Genomic DNA, 17878 nt, shown 5'->3' on the forward strand with positions numbered 1-17878 from the left:
GCGCGGACGCACGGACTCACGGACTCACACCCACATTCACCGATTCAAGGAGGGATCAGCCGGAATGACTGTCGTACCGGCACAGCAGACCGGCGGCGGAGGCGGCAGCAGTGGCCTCTACGACGTGCTGGAACTTGTTCTGGACAGGGGGCTCGTCATCGACGCATTCGTGCGGGTGTCCCTGGTCGGTATCGAGATCCTCAAGATCGACGTCCGGGTCGTCGTCGCCAGCGTCGACACCTACCTGCGCTTCGCCGAGGCGTGCAACCGCCTCGACCTGGAGGCCGGCCCGCGCAAGAACCCGGGCCTGCCGGACCTGGTCGGGACCATGACCGAATCCGGCGCGCGCGGCAAGTCCAAGGGCGCGCTGTCCGGCGCCGCCGAGACCATCTCGGACGCCTTCAAGCAGGCCCGGGAGGGCGAGCCGGAGTCCCGGCCGCGGGCCCGTAGGTCGACGTCCTCGCGCCGCAAGGAGGAGCAGGAGTGAGTACGTACGTCTACGGCATCACGGCGAGCGCGCACCCCGCGCTCCCCGAGGACCTGGCCGGCGTCGGCGACCCGCCGCGCGAGGTGCGGGTGCTGACCGAGGGGGAGCTGGCGGCCGTCGTCAGTGACGCCCCCGAGGGGCTGCGGCCCAAGCGCAAGGACCTGCTCGCCCACCAGAACGTGCTCGCCGAGGCGGGTGCGGAGGGCTGTGTGCTGCCGATGCGGTTCGGCAGCGTCGCCCCCGACGACAAGTCGGTCACCGGCGTGCTCGCCGAACGCGCCGAGCACTACAAGGAGCGGCTGCACGCCCTGGACGGCCGGGTCGAGTACAACGTCAAGGCCAACCACGTGGAAGAGGCCGTACTGCACCACGTGATGGCCGAGAGCCCGGAGATCCGCGCGCTGGCCGAGGCCAACCGGCAGGCGGGCGGCGGGAGTTACGAGAGCAAGATCCAGCTCGGCGAGATGGTCGCCGCGGCGGTCCAGGCCCGGGAGGCCGAGGACGCCGGCGCCGTCCAGCGGGTACTGGAGCCGGAGGCCGACGCGGTCAGCGTCGGACCCGATTCCACCGGCTGGCTGGCCAATGTGTCGTTCCTGGTGGACCGGGAACGCGCCGACACCTTCCTGGCGGCCGTGGAGCGCGCCCGCCGGGAGCTGCCGCACCTGGAGGTGCGGATCAACGGCCCGCTGCCGCCGTACAGCTTCGTGGAGCCCGGCCCCGCCGAGCCCGCGGGCACCGCGGCGGGCGGCGGCGCCGACACCGGAGCGGAGTGAACGAAATGGGCCTGATCTCGGAGGTGCTGCTGCTGCCGTTCGCACCGGTGCGCGGCGGCGCCTGGGCCATCGGACAGGTACTCCAGGAAGCCGAGCGCATTTACTACGACCCGGCCACCGTACGAGCCGAACTGTCCCGCCTGGAGGAGCAGTTGGAGGCCGGCGAGATCACGGAGGAGGAGTTCGACCGACAGGAGGACGAACTCCTGGACCGGCTGGAGATCGCGTCGCGCGGCAGCGCGGGAACGGGCAACGGGACGACACCATGAATCGAGTAGGACTAGGCCTCGCGGTAGGGGCCGGCTATCTGCTGGGGCGCACCAAGAAGCTCAAGTTCGCGATCGCGGTGGGGACGGCGGTGGCCGGCAAGCGGCTCAACCTCACCCCGCGCGGCATCGCGGACCTGGTCTCCGGCCAGCTCCAGAACAATCCGCAGTTCAAGGAGATAGGCGACCAGCTGCGCCAGGACATGCAGGGCGTCGGCAAGGCGGCCACCGGCGCGCTGGTCGAGCGGCAGATCAACGGGCTCGCCGACCGGCTGCACGGCCGTACCTCCCAGGTGCGCGACCAGCTCTCGGGCGTCACCTCCCAGGTGCCCGGCATGGACCGCGACGACGACCGTGACGAGTACGACGACGAGTACGACGACGACCGGGCCGAGTACGACGACGACCGGGGCGAGTACGACGACGCCGAAGCCGCCGACCGGGACGACGAGCCCGACGACGAGTCCGGCCAGCGGCACGAGGAACCCGCGCGCCGGGGCGGCCGGACGGCGAAGAAGGCCCCGGGCGGGGCGGCCGCGAAGACCGCCAAGCAGGCGCCGGCGAAGAAGACGGCGGCCAAGAAGACCGCCGCCGCAAAGAAGGCCCCGGTGAAGAAGACCGCGGCGAAGCGGACCCAGTCGGCGACCAAGACCGCCCGGGGCGCCGCCCGCGGTACCCGGGCCCGGCTGCCGAAGGGCGGTGGTGAGCGATGACCGAAACGGTGAAGGGCGCGGCCGGCAAGGCGGGCGGCGCGGCGAAGCACAACCCGCTGGCCGACGTGGCCCGCAGCGAGGCCGCCGACCGGCTCAAGGACGAGGTGCAGCAGTACCTCGCCGCCCAGGCCACCAAGATGCTGGTCGGCGTCGGCCGCAAGCTGGGCGAGACCACCGGCAAGCTGAACGACATAGCCGACGGCAACAGCCCCGGCTTCGCCAAGCTGGCCCTGGACGGCGGGCGCAAGCTCGCCGAGGGCAAGAGCCCGATGCGCACCGCGCTGGAGCTCGGCGCCGGCCGGCTGAAGGACAACGTGGTCGGCGCGTTCAAGAACCTCGGCGGCGGGGGCAGGCGCAAGGGCGGTGCCGGCCAGAAGCCGACCGTCATCATCGAGTACGCCGACGTCGGCGTGCCGCTGCGCACCGCCTACGACCAGTGGACCCAGTACCAGGACTTCAGCACCTTCGCCAAGGGGGTCAAGAGCGCGAACCGCGCCGACGACACCACCTCCGACTGGCAGCTGAAGGTCTTCTGGTCCAACCGGAGCTGGAAGGCGAAGACCACCGAACAGGTGCCGGACGACCGGGTCTCCTGGACATCCGAGGGCGCCAAGGGCACCACCAAGGGCGTCGTCTCCTTCCACGAACTGGCGCCGACCCTGACCCGGGTCATCGTGGTGGTCGAGTACTACCCCAAGGGCCTGTTCGAGAAGACCGGCAACATCTGGCGCGCCCAGGGCCGCCGGCTGCGGCTCGACCTGAAGAACTACGTCCGCTTCATCTCGCTGAAGGGCGAGGCGGACGACGGCTGGCGCGGGGAGATCCGCGACGGCGAGGTGGTCCGCAGCCACGACGACGCGGTCGCGGAGGAGGAACGGGAGGAGCAGGAGGAGCAGGAGGAGCACGAGGGCGCCGAGGGCGCGGAGGACGAGGCCGCGTACGACGAGACGGACGACGGCTACGAGGAGGAGCCGCAGGACGAGGCGGAGGAGCGCGACGACGAGACCGAGGAGACCGACGAGACCGAGGAGACCGACGAGACCGAGGAGACCGACGAGACCGAGGAGCCCGAAGCCGAGGACGAGTACGCCGACGACGCCGAGGACGCCGAGGACGCCGACGACGAGTACGACGCCGAGGACAAGGGCGACCGGGACGACGCGTACCGCGAGGAAGACGAGTACGCCGAACGCGGGAGTCGTCGATGACGACACCCAGCCGCATGCCCGAACCCTTCGGCCAGGGACAGAGCGCCAACCTCGCCGACATCCTGGAGCGGGTGCTGGACAAGGGTGTCGTCATCGCCGGCGACATCCGGATCAACCTGCTCGACATCGAGCTGCTCACGATCAAGCTGCGGCTCATCGTCGCCTCCGTCGACAAGGCCAAGGAGATGGGCATCGACTGGTGGGAGAGCGACCCGGCGCTCTCCTCGAACGCCAAGCACAAGGAGCTCGCCCGGGAGAACCAGGAGCTGCGCGAGCGGCTCGCCGAGCTGGAGTCCGGCCGTACCCCGCTGGAGCGGGGCGGCCGCGCCCAGCGGGAAGCCCAGCGAGAAGCCCAGCGGGAAGCCCAGCGGGAAGCTCAGCAGGAAGAGGAATCCCCATGAGCGGACTGCGGTACGTCTACGCCGTCTGCCGCCCCTTCGACGCGGCCCTCCAGTCGCAGTTGACCGGGGTGGCGGGCGATCCGCCCAGAACACTGCGCCACCACGGCCTGGTCGCCGTCGTCAGCCATGTCCCCGAGGCCGACTTCACCGAGGAGTCCCTCAAGGCCCACCTGGAGGACCTGGACTGGCTGGCGGCGACCGCCCGCGCCCATCAGCAGGTGATCGACGCGCTGACCGCCGTCACCACGCCGCTGCCGCTCCGGCTGGCCACGGTCTTCCGGGACGACAGCGGCGTCCGGGTGATGATGGAGGAACGCGAGCAGGACTTCCTGCGCACCCTGGAGCGGCTGGCCGGCCGGGTGGAGTGGGGCGTCAAGGTGTACGTCGAGAGCGGTGGTGGACAGCGCGCCGCGGCGCAGCCGGCCGGGAAGCCCGCCTCGGGGCGGGACTATCTGCTCCAGCGGCGGATGCGCACCCGGGCGAGCGAGGATTTGTGGCAGCGGGCGGAGGAGTTCGCCGGCCGGCTGCACCGGACGCTGTCCGGGCGGGCCGACGACGCCCGGCTGCACACGCCGCAGAATCCGCAGCTTTCCGGGGCCGCCGGACGCAATGTACTCAATGCCGCCTATCTGGTGCGGCGGGATCTCTCCGAGGAATTCGTGGAACTGGTCGACCGGACAAAGGACGACGCCCCGGAAATTCGGGTGGAACTCACCGGGCCCTGGGCCGCCTATTCCTTCGCGGGTGACAGCGCCGGGAACGGGGAGGGTTCATGACCGTCGTGGAACACCGGGAGATCGCCCTGGTCGATCTGCTCGACCGGCTGCTGGCCGGCGGCGTGGTGATCACCGGGGACCTCACGCTGCGCATCGCCGACGTCGACCTGGTCCGCATCGACCTGAACGCGCTGATCAGCTCGGTCAACGCCAATGTGCCCTCGCCCTGGGAGGACTGACGTGAGCGAGCGACACGGCCGGATCGAGTTCGAGCCCGACACCGTCGAACGCGACCTGATCAAGCTGGTGCTGACCGTGGTGGAACTGCTCCGCCAGCTCATGGAGCGGCAGGCACTGCGCCGCTTCGACCAGGGCGATCTCAGCGAGGACCAGGAGGAGCGCATCGGGCTCACCCTGATGCTGCTCGACGACCGCATGACCGAACTGCGGGAGCGCTACGGACTGCGGCCCGAGGACCTGAATCTGGACCTCGGGCCGCTCGGACCGCTGCTGCCCCGGGAGTGAGCCTCCCGGGGCAGCGGCCTCACCATCTGGTCACCACCGGTACCAGCGGCTGCGTCCGCCGCCGGCCGAGGTGCCGCGCACCAGGAAGCCCAGCAGCCACAGCACGATGACGACCAGAGCGATCCACCAGAGAATCTTCAGGGCGAATCCGGCGCCGAAAAGGATGATGGCGAGCAACAGAACGAGCAGAAGCGGAACCATAGCGAATTACCTCCTGCCGTACTGGTTTCCTGGATTACGTCGATCAGACGTCCTTTCTGCACAGAATCTCTCCGTGCAGCACACCGAACCACCCCTCGGGCCGCTCCCCCCAATTCCGCCAGGCCGTCGAAACGGCCCGCAGTTCCTCCGCCGTCGCATGACCGCCCGCGGTGGCCCGCTCGGCATACACCGACGCCAGGGTGCGGTCCGCCCACAGGCCGCTCCACCAGGCCCGTTCCTCGGGCGTGGTGAAGGTCCAGGTGCTGGAGGTGGCGGTGATGTCGGTGAACCCGGCGGCCAGTGCCCACGCCTTCAGCCGGCGCCCGGCGTCCGGTTCGCCGCCGTTGGCCCGGGCCACCCGCTGGTACAGGTCCAGCCAGGCGTCCATCCCGGCCGACACCGGGTACCAGGTCATGGCCCCGAAGTCCGAGTCGCGGACGGCGACCAGACCGCCCGGCTTCGTCACCCGCCGCATCTCGCGCAGCGCCGCCACCGGGTCGCCCACGTGCTGGAGCACCTGATGGGCGTGGACCACGCAGAAGGTCGCGTCGGGGTAGTCCAGGGCGTGCACGTCGGCCACGGCGAAGTCGATGTTGGTCAGGCCCCGTTCCGCGGCCACCGCCCGGGCCCGGTCCAGGATCTCCGGGGCCCGGTCGACGCCGGTGACACGGCCGTCCGGGACCAGCGCCGCGAGGTCCGCGGTGATGGTGCCCGGACCGCAACCGATGTCCAGGACCCGCATGTGCGGTTTCAGGGCACCGAGCAGGTACCCGGCGGAGTTGGCGGCGGTGCGCCAGGTGTGCGAGCGGAGCACGGACTCGTGGTGTCCGTGCGTGTAGACGGCGGTCTCCTGTGGCCTCGGCATCGCTGATCCCCTCTCGGACGACTCTCGGACGACTGGGATCACCGTACGTCCGCCGATCGCATGCTGAGACCGCCGTTTTGCGATGTGGTATGACGGTCCGTCAGTTTGTTCAGGGCAGTGGCCGGTACACCGTCAGCGCCTCGGGCAGCTTCTCCACCGTCACGTCGCCCTCGGTCTCGGTGACCTCGCCGTCGTAGGCCAGCAGCGTGCCCGGCGCGACGCCCTTCAGCCGCAGCCGTCCCACCTGCACCGCCGCGTGCGCGGGGGACCGGGTCAGCGGCCCGGCGAAGGCCGCCGACAGCAGCCGCAGCGCGGGCCGGCTGCCGCCGTGCACCACCCGTACGTCCAGCCGGCCGTCCGCCAGGTCCAGCCGGCGGCCCGGCGCCAGCCCCATGCGGTGGTACATGCCGTTGCCCGCGAACAGCATCCACAGCGGCCGGGTACGGCCGCCGACCTCGGCCCGCAGCGGATGCCGGTCGGCCCGCAGCACCCGGACGGCCGCCAGCATCCCGGCCGGCCAGCCGCCGATCCGGGACGAGAAGCGCTCCCGCTCGCGCACCAGCTCCGGGTACACCCCGAGGCTGAAGGTGTTCAGGAAGATCCCGTCCAGCCGCCCGGAGCTGAACCGGCCCACGTCCACCCGGACGCCCTCGCCCTGCTCCAGCGCCCGGCACAGCGCCCGGACGTCCTCCACGCCCAGGTCGTAGGCGAAGTGGTTCAGGGTGCCGCCGGGCAGCACCGCCAGCGGCAGCCCGTAGCGCAGGGCGACCCGGGCCGCCGAGTTCACCGTGCCGTCGCCGCCGCACACGCCGAGCACCCGGGCCCGGCCCGCCGCCTTCTCCAACTCGGCCTGTACATCGCCCGGTTCGGCCTCGATTACCTCGGCCAGCGGCAGCGCGTCGCACAGCGCCCGGACCCGCTCCGAGGTGCCCGAGCCGAGGTTGGCCACCATCACCAGGCCCTCGCCGCCGGACAGCGCCGGCACCTCGGCGACCGGCCGGGCCGGCGGCAGCAGCTGGGCCCGGGTGGGCACCAGCGCCCGGACGGCGAACGCGGCGCCCGCGCCGAGCGCCGCGCCGGCCACCACGTCACTGGGGAAGTGCACGCCGGTGTAGACCCGGGACAGGGCGACCGCCGCGGCCACCGGGGCCACCGCCGCGCCCCACGCCGGGGACTCCAGCGCCACCCCGGTGGCGAAGGCGGCGGCCGAGGCGGCGTGCCCGGACGGGAACGAGGTGGTGATCGGCTGCCGCTTCAGCTGCCGCACCAGGGGGACCGGGTCCAGCCCCGGCCGGGGGCGGCGGACCGAGCGCTTGCCGAGCGTGTTGATGGTCAGCGAGGCCACGCCCAGCGAGGCCAGGCCGCGCACGGCGGCCCGCCGGGAGCGCGGGGTGCGGGCCGCGGTCAGCGCCGCGGCGGCCGCGAACCACAGCACCCCGTGGTTGGCACTGCGGCTCAGCCGGGGCAGCACCCGGTCGCCGCCGGGAAAGTGCCGGGCGGCCACCGCCTCGAACAGCCGGCGGTCGAGGTCGAGGAAGCCCTTGCGGACGGGATGCGGGCCGGGCAGCGGGACGGTGAAGTCTACGTCGGGGCTCATGCCCTCCCCCTACCCTGCGGGCGGCCTTTCCTGCCGCCCCGAAACGCGTTTGCCGGGCGGGGGGCGGAACCAGGGACAATCACTCCATGGGCCATCTCGAAGCAGCGCACCTGGAGTACCACCTGCCGGACGGGAGGACGCTGCTCGGCGACGTCTCCTTCCGGGTGGGGGAGGGCGCCGTCGTGGCCCTCGTCGGCCCCAACGGGGCGGGCAAGACCACCTTGCTGCGGCTGCTCTCCGGCGAGCTGAAGCCGCACGAGGGCACCGTCACGGTCAGCGGCGGCCTCGGCGTGATGCGCCAGTTCGTCGGCTCGGTACGGGACGAGACCACCGTCCGCGACCTGCTGGTCTCGGTCGCCCCGCCGCGCATCCGGGACGCCGCCCGCGCGGTGGACGCCGCCGAGCACGCCGTCATGGCGGTCGACGACGAGGCGGCGCAGATGAGGTACGCGCAGGCGCTGTCCGACTGGGCCGAGGCCCGCGGCTACGAGGCCGAGACGCTGTGGGACATGTGCACCACCGCCGCGCTCGGCGTGCCGTACGAGAAGGCGCAGTGGCGGCAGGTGCGCACCCTCTCCGGCGGCGAGCAGAAACGCCTGGTCCTGGAGGCGCTGCTGCGCGGCACCGACCAGGTGCTGCTGCTCGACGAGCCGGACAACTACCTCGACGTGCCCGGCAAGCGCTGGCTGGAGGAGCGGCTCGCCGAGACCCGCAAGACCGTCCTGTTCGTCTCCCACGACCGCGAGCTGCTGGCCCGCGCCGCCCAGCGGATCATCTCCCTGGAACCGGGCCCGGCCGGCGCCGACGCCTGGACGCACGGCGGCTCCTTCGGCACGTACCACGAGGCCCGCCGCGAGCGCTTCGCCCGCTTCGAGGAACTGCGCCGCCGCTGGGACGAGAAGCACGCCCAGCTGAAGAAGCTGGTGCTCACCCTGCGCCAGGCCGCCTCGGTCAGCCACGAGATGGCGTCCCGCTACCACGCCGCCCAGACCCGGCTGCGCAAGTTCGAGGAGGCCGGCCCGCCGCCCGAGCCGCCGCGCGAGCAGGACATCCGGATGCGGCTCAAGGGCGGCCGCACCGGCGTCCGCGCCGTCACCTGCGAAAAGCTCGAACTGACCGGTCTGATGAAACCCTTCGACCTGGAGGTCTTCTACGGCGAACGGGTCGCCGTCCTCGGCTCCAACGGCTCCGGCAAGTCGCACTTCCTGCGGCTGCTGGCCGGCGAGGACGTGGCGCACAGCGGGCGGTGGAAGCTCGGCGCGCGGGTGGTCCCGGGCCACTTCGCCCAGACCCACGCCCACCCCGAGCTGCTCGGCCGCACCCTCCTGGACATCCTGTGGACGGAGCACGCCCAGGACCGGGGCGCCGCGATGTCCCGGCTGCGCCGCTACGAGCTGACCGGCCAGGCCGAGCAGGGCTTCGAGCGGCTCTCCGGCGGCCAGCAGGCCCGCTTCCAGATCCTGCTGCTGGAACTCCAGGGCGTCACCGCGCTGCTCCTCGACGAGCCCACCGACAACCTTGACCTGGAGTCCGCCGAGGCGCTCCAGGAGGGCCTGGAGTCCTTCGACGGCACGGTCCTCGCGGTAACCCACGACCGCTGGTTCGCCCGCGCCTTCGACCGCTACCTGGTCTTCGGCAGCGACGGCCGGGTCCGTGAGACCCCGGAGCCGGTCTGGGACGAGCGGCGCGTCGAGCGGGCCCGCTGACTCACTTCCAGCGCAGCAGCGCCCCCAGCCCGCCCACCGGCGTGTCCTGGCGGTCCGCGGTGTCCGGCAGCGCCGGCAGCACCGAGATCGCCGGGGCGCCGGTCAGCACGGCCGAGCGCAGCAGCGCGTCGTCCGCCCGGGCCGCCCAGGAGTTCTGCTCGCCGAGCGTCTTCAGCTCGGTGCGCCGCACCGCGAGCTGGTCGGCGTCCTCGCCGATCCACACCTCGCGGTGGGTGTCCGGCCCGTCCGGGATGACCAGCAGTTCGTCGATACGGTGCTCCCGCGCCGCCTCGACCAGGGCCGGCACGCCCTCCACCGCACTCGCCCGGCCCTCGCCGTCCGGGGTGCGGGCGGCCAGGAACCGGTCCAGGTCCTGCTGGGCCCGCGCGGTGACGTGCTCCTCGCGCAGCTCCCGCACCTCCTCGTCCAGGAGCCGGCTGCCGGTGCCGTGCGCGGCCTCCACGACCCGGTCCTGGAGCCGTTTCGGCAGCCGTTCGTGCACGGACCGCCGCTCACGGTCGTCACCGACCAGGATCAGCAGGTCGGCCCCGGTCTCCTCCTGGCACACGGCGAGCGCGTCGGCGATCTCCGCCGCGTTGTGCTCCCAGGTGTTCTCCACCCGGAGCTGGAAGTGCCGCTCCGACCAGTCGAGGGAACTGGTGGTGCGGTGCACCGGCCACTGCCGGCCGGTCACCCCGCCCGCGTCCTGGCTGCCCAGCGCGGAGCGCAGCTCGAAGTCGGCGCCCTTGCGGTCGATGTAGGCCACCACGCACACCGGGTCCTCGCCGGCCAGCTCAAGCAGCGGCGAGACGTGCGGCAGCGGCGCCCAGTGCACCGCGGTGGGGCGCAGCGGCTCGCGGGCCAGCGGGGTGTCCAGGATCACCTGCCCGCCGCGGGCGAACAGCGCCCGGCCGTGCGGGTCGGTGGCGTGCCGCAGCTCCTTCAGGGCCTCCCGCACGGCCCGGCAGGTCGCCTCGTCGGCGCCCTGGTCCGCCAGCTCCCGGCCGACCGACTCGGCCATCAGGTCACGGGCGTGCGCGGTGTCCTCCGCGTGCCGGGAGAGGTCGACGTAGACGGAGGCCCAGGGGCCCTGGTGGTCGTAGAGGGGATGCAGAAACGCGAGATCCATGGGTCCCTCCCGGATACCGCTCGGGGGTGGTGGTGTGACACCGGGCGGGTACCCGGCCCGCATGAACGAACACGACACGCGGGACGGCGCCAGGACCGGAGTGGACCCGGGCCGCCTGGACGACCAGCAGCTCATGAAGGAGCTGGAGACCATCCACCGCACGCGGCACGACACGCTGCTGTACGGCTCGAACGACGCGCTGCGGGTGCACAACGAGCGGATGGCCCAGCTGGAGGGCGAGTGGCTGCGCCGCAACCCGCGGCGCCCGGTCGCCGCGGGCCGTACCCGGGAGGGCGCCCGGGAACGCGAGGGCGGCAGCTGACGAGCGGGGGCGGCCCGCCGGGCCGCCCCCGCTCGTCAGTCTCCTTCCGCCGCGCTCAGCCCGCCTTGGCGAACTCCGCGAGGAACGTCTCGCAGAACGCCTTCAGGTCGTCCGGCTTACGGCTGGTGACCAGCGTGTTGGGGCCGTGGTCGCAGACCTTGACCTGCTCGTCGACCCAGGTGCCGCCGGCGTTGCGGATGTCGGTCCGCAGACTCGGCCAGGAGGTCAGCACCCGGCCGCGCACGACGTCCGCCTCGACCAGGGTCCACGGGGCGTGGCAGATCGCCGCGACCGGCCGGCCCTGGGTGAAGAAGTCCTTCACGAAGGCGACGGCCTGCTCGTCGGTGCGCAGGAAGTCGGGGTTGGCGACGCCGCCCGGCAGCACCAGAGCGCCGAAGGAGTCCGCCGACGTCTCGCCGGTCACCTCGTCGACGGGGAAGGTGTCCGCCTTGTCGAGGTGGTCGAACCCCTGGATCTCCCCGGCCTGGGTGGACACCAGCACGGGTTGGTGACCGGCGTCCTCGGCCGCCCGCCACGGCTCGGTCAGCTCGACCTGCTCCACGCCCTCGGGCGCGGTCAGGAATGCGATGCGCATACGGGTTCCAGTCCTCTCTCCCTCGTTCAGCGCGCGTCCGTGAGGGCCTCGGCCAGCTCCTGGACGGTGGCGTAGCTCGTCTTGTGCGGCAGCCCCTCGACCCGCTCGACCAGGGACTCGGGCGCGTGCTCGCGCCGCAGCCCGCGGGCCAGTTCCCGCGGGCCCGCCGGGAACGCGCCGCGGGTCAGGTTCCGGGCCAGCTCCAGCCGGAGCGACTCCAGCAGGGAGGGCGCGCGGCTCGGCGTCACCGGGCCGTACGCCACCTCCGGGTCGTCCTCGGCGATCGGCTCGGGGTCGTGCCACTCCTCGGTGCGGGTGGGGTGCCCGGACCGCAGCAGACCTTGCAGTTCGTGCTTCATCTCGTCGTCACGGTGGGCGCTCAGCCGGTCGCTGCCTCGCTGCATGTCTCCCTCCAGCTCCTTCGGGGGTGGGACCCGCGTACCCGGCAGGCGGAGGGCGACACGGATTACGCCGGACGGTTCGGGCCGGATCCGCGGCGCGCCGCCGGTTTGCCCCGCGCACAGCGGGAACCCGGCCCCGGCCCCCCGCGCCCACCCTCCTCGGGAAGGACGGACAGGACCATGGCGGTGCTGTTCACTGTGCTCATCCCGGTCCTCATGCTCGGCGTGGTACTGGCGCTGGGCCGGTACGAGGAACTGCTGCTGCCGGCCGCGGAGCCGGTCCCCGCCGACCCGCGCGGCGCCCCCGGCCCGCTGCCGGCCGGGCCGCCGCTCCCGGCGGTGCCGGACGCCAGGAAGCAGCCCGGCGCGCGGACCTCCGGCCCGGGCGGGGAACTCTCCTCGGCGGCCTGACGGCGCCGCCCGGACCCGAACGGCACGGTCAGCCCGGGCTCCCGCTGCCGCACGGCCCGTAGAGGTCGAGCAGCCGGACCCGGGCGGCGTGCAGCCGGTGGGCGACCACGCCGCCGACCCAGCCGGCCACCGCACGGCCGAACGCGGCGTCCTCGGCGCACAGCGCGCGCACCGCCGCCGCGTCGAACTCCCAGGCCCGGACCGGGCTCAGCGCCTCGGCGCCCAGCTGCCACCGGTGCGGCGGGAAGTGCCAGGACCAGCCGACCAGGTCGCCGTGGCCCAGCGACTCGATGACGGCCGCCCGGCGGCCGGGGACCCGCAGGTCCAGGGTCACCGTGCCGGTGCGGATCACCCAGAACCGGTCGGCCCGCCGACCCTCCTCGAACATTCGTGCGCCCGCCGCGACGGACACCGTGCGGCCGAGCCGCATCAGCCGCTCGCGCTGGTCGGCCGGCAGCGCCGCGGTGCGGGTGGTGGAGGTCATCTCGGGTTCCCTTCGTCCGCCGCCCAGTCTGGAACCGCGCCCGGCGGGCGGGGACGGGCCGGACGGCACCCGGCCGGGGCCGACCGGCCCGAACCGCGGCCCGCCGCCGGTGCGTTACTGTCCCGCGTCATGCGCATCCGGATGGCCGGGATCTCACTGAGCGGGCTGCTGCTCACCGCGGGGCTGCTGGGCCTCACCCACCAGGCGGTGGGGGAACCGGCGTGGAACCTGCTGTTCGAGTACGGCTGCGGGGACCCGGAGGACCGGCTGGGGGAGGCCCTGGCGGCGGACGCCGTACTGGCCGCCGGGCCGGCCGGCGCCGGGACCGGACGGCCGTACCGCTCCTGCGACGACGACGACCTGTTCGTGGTCGCCGGGGCCTCCTACCGCTATCCGGGGACCGGGGCGAGCGTCCGCGCGCACTACCGGACGGCCGCCCCGGCCCAGGGCTGGCGGCCTCGGACGGACGCCTGCTACACCAAGCGGATCGGCGGCACGACCGCGTACCTGACGCTGGAGGAACCGGCCGGCCGTGAGCTGGCGGTGGAGATCATCGCGGACCGGGACGGCGGCGCGTGGTGCTGACCGGCCGCCGTGCCGGTGCGCCGCCTACTTCTTCTCCCGGCCCGGCAGGAACTCCTGCACCTTCGACTTGAAGCCCTGCTTGATCATCGAACCCCGGTCCGCGTCACCCTTCAGGATGGCGGCGGCGGTGGCCTCCAGCTGGTCCCAGGAGGCGTGCGGCGGGACCGGCGGCACCGCCGGGTCGGTGAGGAACTCCAGCACCACGGGACCGTCCGCCGCCAGCGCCGTACGCCAGGCGCCCTCGACGTCCGCGGGCTTCTCCACCCGGATGCCGGTCAGCCCCAGCGAACGGGCGAAGTCGGCGTACCGCACGTCCGGCAGCTCCTGCGAGGGCAGGAAGGACGGCGCGCCCTCCATCGCCCGCATCTCCCAGGTGACCTGGTTCAGGTCCCGGTTGTTCCAGACGGCCACGACCAGCCGCGGATCCGCCCACAGCTCCCGGTACTTGGCCGCCGTGATCAGCTCCGCCATCCCGTTCATCTGCATCGCGCCGTCCCCGACCAGCGCCACCACCGGCCGCTCCGGATGGGCGAACTTCGCCCCGATCGCGTACGGCACCCCGCACCCCATCGTCGCCAGCGTGCCGGACAGCGAACCGCGCATGTCCGCGCGCATGGTCAGGTGCCGGGCGTACCAGTTGGCGGTGGAACCGGAGTCGGAGGTCACGATGGCGTCCGGCGGCAGCAGCGGGTCGAGGGCGGCGGCCACGTACTCCGGGTTGATCGGATCGGCGTCCAGCGCGGCCCGCCGCTCCATGGTGTCCCGCCAGCGCGTCACGTTGGCGCACACCGTGTCGTACCACTCGCGGCCCCGGCCGTCCTCGATCAGCGGGATCAGCCGCTCCAGCGTGGCCTTCGCGTCGCCGGCGAGATTCACCTCGTACGGATAGCGCATCCCGATCATGTGCGGGTCGATGTCGATCTGCACGCCGCGCGCCTTGCCGAACTCCGGCAGGAACTGCGAGTACGGGAAGGACGAACCGATGGTCAGCAGCGTGTCGCAGTCCCGCATCAGCTCGTACGACGGGCGGGTGCCCAGCAGGCCGATGGAGCCGGTGACGTACGGCAGTTCGTCGCTGAGGACGTCCTTGCCGAGCAGCGCCTTGGCGACCCCCGCGCCGAGCAGCTCCGCCAGCGTCTCCACCTCGTGCCGGGCGCCGGCCGCGCCCTGGCCGACCAGGATCGCCACCTTGTCACCGGAGTTGAGCACCTCCGCCGCCCGCCGCACCGACTCGTCCGAGGGAACGGCCGTCCAGGAACCGCGGTCCAGGCTGGACGGCACCATCTTGAAGGCGTGCGTCGGCGGCGAGTAGTCCAGCTCCTGCACATCGCCGGGGATGATGACCGCCGTGGGACAGCGCCGCGCGTAGGCGGTCCGGATCGCCCGGTCCAGCACGTTCGGGAGCTGCTCGGGCACGGTCACCGTCTCCACGAACTCCGAGGCGACGTCCTTGTACAGCGTGTGCAGGTCCACCTCCTGCTGGTACGAGCCGCCCATCGCGGTGCGGTGCGTCTGACCGACGATCGCCAGCACCGGCACATGGTCGAGCTTGGCGTCGTACAACCCGTTCAGCAGATGGATCGCACCCGGTCCCGAAGTCGCCGCGCACACCCCGAGCCGGCCGCTGAACTTGGCGTAACCGACCGCCTGGAAGGCCGACATCTCCTCGTGCCGGGACTGCACGAAACGCGGCTGGTTGTCGGACCGCCCCCAGGCGGCGAGCAGCCCGTTGATGCCGTCCCCCGGGTAGCCGAACACCTGGTCGACCCCCCACTCGCGCAGCCGCTGCAGGACGTGGTCGGAGACTTTGGAACCCATGGAACGGACCTCCGGGGTGTGGTGCGGACGATGTCGGCGGCAGCCGTACGGGTCACCCCGGCGGCGGACCGGAAACCTCCCGGGTGTTTGCCGCGCGGCCGGCGGGGCAGGCGGACCCTCAGTGCTTCGGACAGGAGGCACGCCCGTGGGAGCGGCGCGACGCCGCCCACGGCGGCGTCCGTCCGTACCTGCGGGACCTTCGGACACGCTCCCGCGGTGACCGCCCGACCTCACGGTCGTGCCGTCGCACCGGCGTCCGTCCCCGCGCCTCCGGTCGTACCGGACGAGCCGCCGCCGGACGTGACGGCGGACCCCGCACTCCAAGGGAGTTGCGACGCACCATGCCGATCCGAGTTCCCGCCAGGCCCCACCCGCACGACGACGCCCCCGACACCGCAGCCGCCTTCCGTGAACTCACCGCCCTCCCCGACGGCCCCCGGCGCGACGCGCTGCGGGACCGGATCGTCGAGGCCTGGCTGCCCATGGCCGAACGGCTCGCGGGCCGCTTCCGCAGCCGCGGCGAGAGCTACGACGACCTGCGCCAGGTCGCGGCCCTCGGCCTGGTCAAGGCCGTCGACCGGTACGACCCCGAACTGGGCAACGCCTTCGAGAGCTACGCCGTGCCGACCATCACCGGCGAGATCAAGCGGCACTTCCGCGACCACATGTGGACCCTGCACGTCCCGCGCCGGGTCCAGGACCTGCGCAACCGCGTCCGCCGCTCCGGACAGGACCTGTCCCAGACCATCTCCGGCCGCCGCCCGACGGTCGCCGAGATCGCCGCGCACGCCGACCTCAGCGAGGACGACGTACGGGAGGGCCAGGAGGCGCTGGAGAGCTTCACCGCGCTCTCCCTGGACGCCGAGCTGCCCGGCGGCGAGGACGGCTACTCGCTCGGCGACGTGCTCGGCGGACCCGACCCGGCGCTGGACACCGTCGTCGACCGCGAGGCGGTCCGCGAGCGCCTCGCCGCGCTGCCGGAACGCGAACGCGCCATCCTCTACATGCGGTTCTTCGACGACATGACGCAGAGCCGGATCGCCGAGGAGCTCGGCATCTCCCAGATGCACGTCTCCCGGCTGATCAGCCGGTGCTGCCACCGGGTGCGGGAACAGGTGCTGCGGGAGCCGGCGGGCTGAGTCACTGGGCCGATGCGGTGGGCCGGGTCGTGAAACCTGGTCTGTCACTCGCTCGGGCGGCTGGGTCCCGCGAACGGAGCAGGGCCGCGCGCGGCCCGGCGCCGGGCGGGCTCTGATGGCACCGGGGGCGCGAGTGCCGTGCCCCCGCCGCCGCCGCTCGAAGGAGCCCGCCCCATGCCCACCGGCCGCACCGAGGGCCGCGCCGCCCGCCGCCGCGCCGCCCGCGTCCTGACGACCACCGCCCTGGCCGTTGCCGCCCTGGGCCTCGGCACCGTGCCCGGTCTCGCGGCACCGGGGGCGGCGACCGCCCTCATGGTGCCCCGGGAGGAGGCCGACCCGGGCCTTCCCGACGAGGTCCCGGAGCTCCCTGACGGGGCGGACGTGCCCGAGATCCCGGACGCGGCGGACGACGTCCTGGACGAGGAGGACCCCGGAGCCGTACTCGGTGAGGAGGAGCCCGCCGCCGTACTCGGTGAGGAGGAGCCCTTCCAGGACGGCACCGGTCCGGCCGGACGGGGCGCGGACCGGGGCGGGGAGCCGAGCGGAGACCGGGGCGGGGAGCTGAGCGGGGGAGGGGGCGGCGGGGCCGGCAAGGCGACCGCCGAGGTGAGCCCGGCCGCCGTCCGGCCCGGCGCCCACCTCACCGTCGCCGTCTCCTGTCCGTCCGGCGGACCCGCCCCGGCCGCCCTGGACGCCACCTCGCGGGCGTTCGAGAAGGGCACCGTCAAGCTCCACAAGGTGGCCGGCCACGAGAGCTCCGGCCACGAAGGCGCCGGCCACGGCGGCAAGACCGCCGGGCCCGCCTACCGGGGCACCGCCCGGATCGCCCCCGCCGGCCACCTCGGCGTCCGGACGGTCGACGGCACCTGCCCGGCGGCGCACGGCAAGGGCCACCCGTGGAGCGCGAAGTTCACCGTGTCGAAGACGGCGGAGGCGGGCGGCGGCAAGCAGCCCTGCCCCGAGCCGGCCCACCCCGGCGCGCCCTGCGCCACCCGGCCGCCGTGCCCGGAGGCCGTACCGCACGGCGGGTCGTGCGGCGACGGCACGGTCCCGAACGGTGTGCACGCCGGAACGGGCGGTACCTTCACCGACTCCGTGCCCGCCCTGGTGGCTGGCGGCGTCCTGATCGCGGGCGCCTGCGCCGCGGCCGCCCACCGGCTGCGCCCGCGCCGACGGCGGACCACCGGGGACGGCTGACGGCGCGGGCCGGTCCGCCGCGTCCGGGACGGCCCGCCGCGCCCGCGCCCCCTGTGATCCGCGCAACCCGCCCCCGGGGCCATGGCCGGCCGGTGCGCTGGGTACTCAGAGGACGACCGGTGTCACCACGGTCACCGGGCGAAACGGTGCGGTGCGGACCGGCCCGGCGGCGACGGGGCAGCAGTGGAACGGACTGGCGGAGGTACCGATGCGGCGGACGGCCCCCGAAGGTCACGGCCCCGTCCGGTTCGGGCCGCCGCCCCCCGACGACGGCCTGCCGGCCCCGGCCGAACTGCTGGCCGTCCTCGCCGCCGCCGCGGACCGCACCGGCCAGGACCC

General features: G+C 73.5%; 23 protein-coding genes and 1 pseudogene. 16 read left to right on the forward strand and 8 right to left on the reverse strand.

Annotation, left to right across the window (positions count from 1 at the left end):
- Positions 1-64: 64 nt before the first annotated feature.
- The 9 genes from AB0G32_RS25895 to AB0G32_RS25935 are packed head-to-tail and all read left to right on the forward strand — an operon-like array spanning position 65 to position 5089.
- Entirely contained in the window at positions 65-487 is a 423-nt protein-coding gene (locus AB0G32_RS25895) for a gas vesicle structural protein GvpA (RefSeq protein WP_361167824.1), read from the forward strand.
- Positions 484-1260, forward strand: a complete 777-nt coding sequence (locus AB0G32_RS25900; RefSeq protein WP_361167827.1) for a GvpL/GvpF family gas vesicle protein — start codon at positions 484-486, stop codon at positions 1258-1260. The genes AB0G32_RS25895 and AB0G32_RS25900 overlap by 4 nt, the downstream gene beginning before the upstream one ends.
- 5 nt (positions 1261-1265) lie before the next feature.
- Entirely contained in the window at positions 1266-1529 is a 264-nt protein-coding gene (locus AB0G32_RS25905) for a gas vesicle protein GvpG (protein WP_361167830.1), read from the forward strand.
- Positions 1526-2239, forward strand: a complete 714-nt coding sequence (locus AB0G32_RS25910) for a DNA primase (protein ID WP_361167833.1) — start codon at positions 1526-1528, stop codon at positions 2237-2239. The genes AB0G32_RS25905 and AB0G32_RS25910 overlap by 4 nt, the downstream gene beginning before the upstream one ends.
- Positions 2236-3447, forward strand: a complete 1212-nt coding sequence (locus AB0G32_RS25915) for an SRPBCC family protein (RefSeq protein WP_361167836.1) — start codon at positions 2236-2238, stop codon at positions 3445-3447. The genes AB0G32_RS25910 and AB0G32_RS25915 overlap by 4 nt, the downstream gene beginning before the upstream one ends.
- Positions 3444-3848: a gas vesicle protein gene (locus tag AB0G32_RS25920; protein ID WP_361167839.1), complete on the forward strand. Its 405-nt coding sequence runs from the start codon at positions 3444-3446 to the stop codon at positions 3846-3848. The genes AB0G32_RS25915 and AB0G32_RS25920 overlap by 4 nt, the downstream gene beginning before the upstream one ends.
- Positions 3845-4624 (forward strand): GvpL/GvpF family gas vesicle protein, encoded by a 780-nt coding sequence (locus AB0G32_RS25925; RefSeq protein WP_361167842.1) that lies wholly within the window; start codon positions 3845-3847, stop codon positions 4622-4624. The genes AB0G32_RS25920 and AB0G32_RS25925 overlap by 4 nt, the downstream gene beginning before the upstream one ends.
- Complete coding sequence (locus AB0G32_RS25930; RefSeq protein ID WP_361167845.1) at positions 4621-4803, forward strand: gas vesicle protein; 183 nt, start codon at positions 4621-4623, stop codon at positions 4801-4803. Before AB0G32_RS25925 ends, AB0G32_RS25930 begins: the two co-directional genes overlap by 4 nt.
- Positions 4778-5089, forward strand: coding sequence for a gas vesicle protein K (locus AB0G32_RS25935; RefSeq protein ID WP_361167848.1), 312 nt, complete (start codon positions 4778-4780; stop codon positions 5087-5089). The genes AB0G32_RS25930 and AB0G32_RS25935 overlap by 26 nt, the downstream gene beginning before the upstream one ends.
- Positions 5090-5119: 30 nt before the next feature.
- On the opposite strand, the gene AB0G32_RS25940 is transcribed toward AB0G32_RS25935, so the two are convergent.
- From AB0G32_RS25940 to AB0G32_RS25950, 3 genes are all read right to left on the reverse strand, one after another.
- Positions 5120-5290, reverse strand: coding sequence for a hydrophobic protein (locus AB0G32_RS25940; protein WP_361167851.1), 171 nt, complete (start codon positions 5288-5290; stop codon positions 5120-5122).
- A gap of 43 nt (positions 5291-5333) precedes the next feature.
- Positions 5334-6155 (reverse strand): methyltransferase domain-containing protein, encoded by an 822-nt coding sequence (locus tag AB0G32_RS25945; RefSeq protein WP_361167854.1) that lies wholly within the window; start codon positions 6153-6155, stop codon positions 5334-5336.
- A 109-nt stretch (positions 6156-6264) separates the two neighbouring features.
- Positions 6265-7752 carry a phosphatase PAP2 family protein gene (locus tag AB0G32_RS25950; RefSeq protein WP_361167857.1) on the reverse strand — a complete coding sequence of 496 codons (1488 nt, stop codon included), beginning with the start codon at positions 7750-7752 and terminating at the stop codon, positions 6265-6267.
- Between the two features lie 86 nt (positions 7753-7838).
- Between AB0G32_RS25950 and AB0G32_RS25955 the strand changes: the two genes are divergently transcribed.
- Positions 7839-9458, forward strand: coding sequence for an ATP-binding cassette domain-containing protein (locus tag AB0G32_RS25955; RefSeq protein WP_361167859.1), 1620 nt, complete (start codon positions 7839-7841; stop codon positions 9456-9458).
- A gap of 1 nt (position 9459) precedes the next feature.
- On the opposite strand, the gene AB0G32_RS25960 is transcribed toward AB0G32_RS25955, so the two are convergent.
- Positions 9460-10587, reverse strand: a complete 1128-nt coding sequence (locus AB0G32_RS25960; RefSeq protein WP_361167862.1) for a Vms1/Ankzf1 family peptidyl-tRNA hydrolase — start codon at positions 10585-10587, stop codon at positions 9460-9462.
- 61 nt (positions 10588-10648) lie between these two features.
- Here AB0G32_RS25960 and AB0G32_RS25965 point away from each other — a divergent pair, with 61 nt between their 5' ends.
- The gene (locus AB0G32_RS25965) at positions 10649-10909 is read left to right on the forward strand and encodes a DUF6158 family protein (protein ID WP_361167865.1); all 261 of its coding nucleotides are present in this window, start codon (positions 10649-10651) and stop codon (positions 10907-10909) included.
- A gap of 55 nt (positions 10910-10964) precedes the next feature.
- On the opposite strand, the gene AB0G32_RS25970 is transcribed toward AB0G32_RS25965, so the two are convergent.
- On the reverse strand, positions 10965-11504 hold the full coding sequence (locus AB0G32_RS25970; protein ID WP_361167868.1) for a type 1 glutamine amidotransferase domain-containing protein: 540 nt from the start codon (positions 11502-11504) through the stop codon (positions 10965-10967).
- A 26-nt stretch (positions 11505-11530) separates the two neighbouring features.
- Positions 11531-11908, reverse strand: a complete 378-nt coding sequence (locus tag AB0G32_RS25975) for a DUF2795 domain-containing protein (protein WP_361167871.1) — start codon at positions 11906-11908, stop codon at positions 11531-11533.
- A 177-nt stretch (positions 11909-12085) separates the two neighbouring features.
- On the opposite strand from AB0G32_RS25975, the gene AB0G32_RS25980 reads away from it, so the two are divergent.
- A complete protein-coding gene (locus AB0G32_RS25980; RefSeq protein ID WP_361167874.1) occupies positions 12086-12316 on the forward strand; it encodes a hypothetical protein in 231 nt (76 codons plus the stop codon).
- A gap of 28 nt (positions 12317-12344) precedes the next feature.
- Here AB0G32_RS25980 and AB0G32_RS25985 read toward each other — a convergent pair whose 3' ends face one another.
- Entirely contained in the window at positions 12345-12800 is a 456-nt protein-coding gene (locus tag AB0G32_RS25985) for a cyclic nucleotide-binding domain-containing protein (RefSeq protein ID WP_361167877.1), read from the reverse strand.
- Positions 12801-12929: 129 nt separating this feature from the next.
- Between AB0G32_RS25985 and AB0G32_RS25990 the strand changes: the two genes are divergently transcribed.
- Positions 12930-13385 (forward strand): hypothetical protein, encoded by a 456-nt coding sequence (locus AB0G32_RS25990; RefSeq protein ID WP_361167880.1) that lies wholly within the window; start codon positions 12930-12932, stop codon positions 13383-13385.
- Between the two features lie 24 nt (positions 13386-13409).
- Here the strand turns inward: AB0G32_RS25990 and AB0G32_RS25995 are convergent, their stop codons facing one another.
- Positions 13410-15203 carry a thiamine pyrophosphate-requiring protein gene (locus AB0G32_RS25995; RefSeq protein WP_361167883.1) on the reverse strand — a complete coding sequence of 598 codons (1794 nt, stop codon included), beginning with the start codon at positions 15201-15203 and terminating at the stop codon, positions 13410-13412.
- 341 nt (positions 15204-15544) lie between these two features.
- Between AB0G32_RS25995 and AB0G32_RS26000 the strand changes: the two genes are divergently transcribed.
- The 3 genes and pseudogenes from AB0G32_RS26000 to AB0G32_RS26010 all read left to right on the forward strand — a co-directional run.
- Entirely contained in the window at positions 15545-16342 is a 798-nt protein-coding gene (locus AB0G32_RS26000) for an RNA polymerase sigma factor SigF (protein WP_361167886.1), read from the forward strand.
- Between the two features lie 174 nt (positions 16343-16516).
- Complete coding sequence (locus AB0G32_RS26005; protein ID WP_361167889.1) at positions 16517-17539, forward strand: hypothetical protein; 1023 nt, start codon at positions 16517-16519, stop codon at positions 17537-17539.
- A 208-nt stretch (positions 17540-17747) separates the two neighbouring features.
- Positions 17748-17878: pseudogene (locus AB0G32_RS26010) on the forward strand (pyridoxal phosphate-dependent aminotransferase); the annotation flags it as partial.

The sequence above is a fragment of the Streptomyces sp. NPDC023723 genome, assembly GCF_040639815.1.
In the GTDB taxonomy this organism is placed as follows: domain Bacteria; phylum Actinomycetota; class Actinomycetes; order Streptomycetales; family Streptomycetaceae; genus Streptomyces.

Bases quoted from the DNA above. Each gene is read 5' to 3' on its own strand.
- AB0G32_RS25895 (WP_361167824.1), top strand. From the start codon at position 65: ATGACTGTCGTACCGGCACAGCAGACCGGCGGCGGAGGCGGCAGCAGT.
- AB0G32_RS25905 (WP_361167830.1), top strand. From the start codon at position 1,266: ATGGGCCTGATCTCGGAGGTGCTGCTGCTGCCGTTCGCACCGGTGCGC.
- AB0G32_RS25910 (WP_361167833.1), top strand. From the start codon at position 1,526: ATGAATCGAGTAGGACTAGGCCTCGCGGTAGGGGCCGGCTATCTGCTG.
- AB0G32_RS25915 (WP_361167836.1), top strand. From the start codon at position 2,236: ATGACCGAAACGGTGAAGGGCGCGGCCGGCAAGGCGGGCGGCGCGGCG.
- AB0G32_RS25920 (WP_361167839.1), top strand. From the start codon at position 3,444: ATGACGACACCCAGCCGCATGCCCGAACCCTTCGGCCAGGGACAGAGC.
- AB0G32_RS25925 (WP_361167842.1), top strand. From the start codon at position 3,845: ATGAGCGGACTGCGGTACGTCTACGCCGTCTGCCGCCCCTTCGACGCG.
- AB0G32_RS25930 (WP_361167845.1), top strand. From the start codon at position 4,621: ATGACCGTCGTGGAACACCGGGAGATCGCCCTGGTCGATCTGCTCGAC.
- AB0G32_RS25935 (WP_361167848.1), top strand. From the start codon at position 4,778: ATGTGCCCTCGCCCTGGGAGGACTGACGTGAGCGAGCGACACGGCCGG.
- AB0G32_RS25940 (WP_361167851.1), bottom strand. From the start codon at position 5,290: ATGGTTCCGCTTCTGCTCGTTCTGTTGCTCGCCATCATCCTTTTCGGC.
- AB0G32_RS25945 (WP_361167854.1), bottom strand. From the start codon at position 6,155: ATGCCGAGGCCACAGGAGACCGCCGTCTACACGCACGGACACCACGAG.
- AB0G32_RS25950 (WP_361167857.1), bottom strand. From the start codon at position 7,752: ATGAGCCCCGACGTAGACTTCACCGTCCCGCTGCCCGGCCCGCATCCC.
- AB0G32_RS25955 (WP_361167859.1), top strand. From the start codon at position 7,839: ATGGGCCATCTCGAAGCAGCGCACCTGGAGTACCACCTGCCGGACGGG.
- AB0G32_RS25960 (WP_361167862.1), bottom strand. From the start codon at position 10,587: ATGGATCTCGCGTTTCTGCATCCCCTCTACGACCACCAGGGCCCCTGG.
- AB0G32_RS25965 (WP_361167865.1), top strand. From the start codon at position 10,649: ATGAACGAACACGACACGCGGGACGGCGCCAGGACCGGAGTGGACCCG.
- AB0G32_RS25970 (WP_361167868.1), bottom strand. From the start codon at position 11,504: ATGCGCATCGCATTCCTGACCGCGCCCGAGGGCGTGGAGCAGGTCGAG.
- AB0G32_RS25975 (WP_361167871.1), bottom strand. From the start codon at position 11,908: ATGCAGCGAGGCAGCGACCGGCTGAGCGCCCACCGTGACGACGAGATG.
- AB0G32_RS25980 (WP_361167874.1), top strand. From the start codon at position 12,086: ATGGCGGTGCTGTTCACTGTGCTCATCCCGGTCCTCATGCTCGGCGTG.
- AB0G32_RS25985 (WP_361167877.1), bottom strand. From the start codon at position 12,800: ATGACCTCCACCACCCGCACCGCGGCGCTGCCGGCCGACCAGCGCGAG.
- AB0G32_RS25990 (WP_361167880.1), top strand. From the start codon at position 12,930: ATGCGCATCCGGATGGCCGGGATCTCACTGAGCGGGCTGCTGCTCACC.
- AB0G32_RS25995 (WP_361167883.1), bottom strand. From the start codon at position 15,203: ATGGGTTCCAAAGTCTCCGACCACGTCCTGCAGCGGCTGCGCGAGTGG.
- AB0G32_RS26000 (WP_361167886.1), top strand. From the start codon at position 15,545: ATGCCGATCCGAGTTCCCGCCAGGCCCCACCCGCACGACGACGCCCCC.
- AB0G32_RS26005 (WP_361167889.1), top strand. From the start codon at position 16,517: ATGCCCACCGGCCGCACCGAGGGCCGCGCCGCCCGCCGCCGCGCCGCC.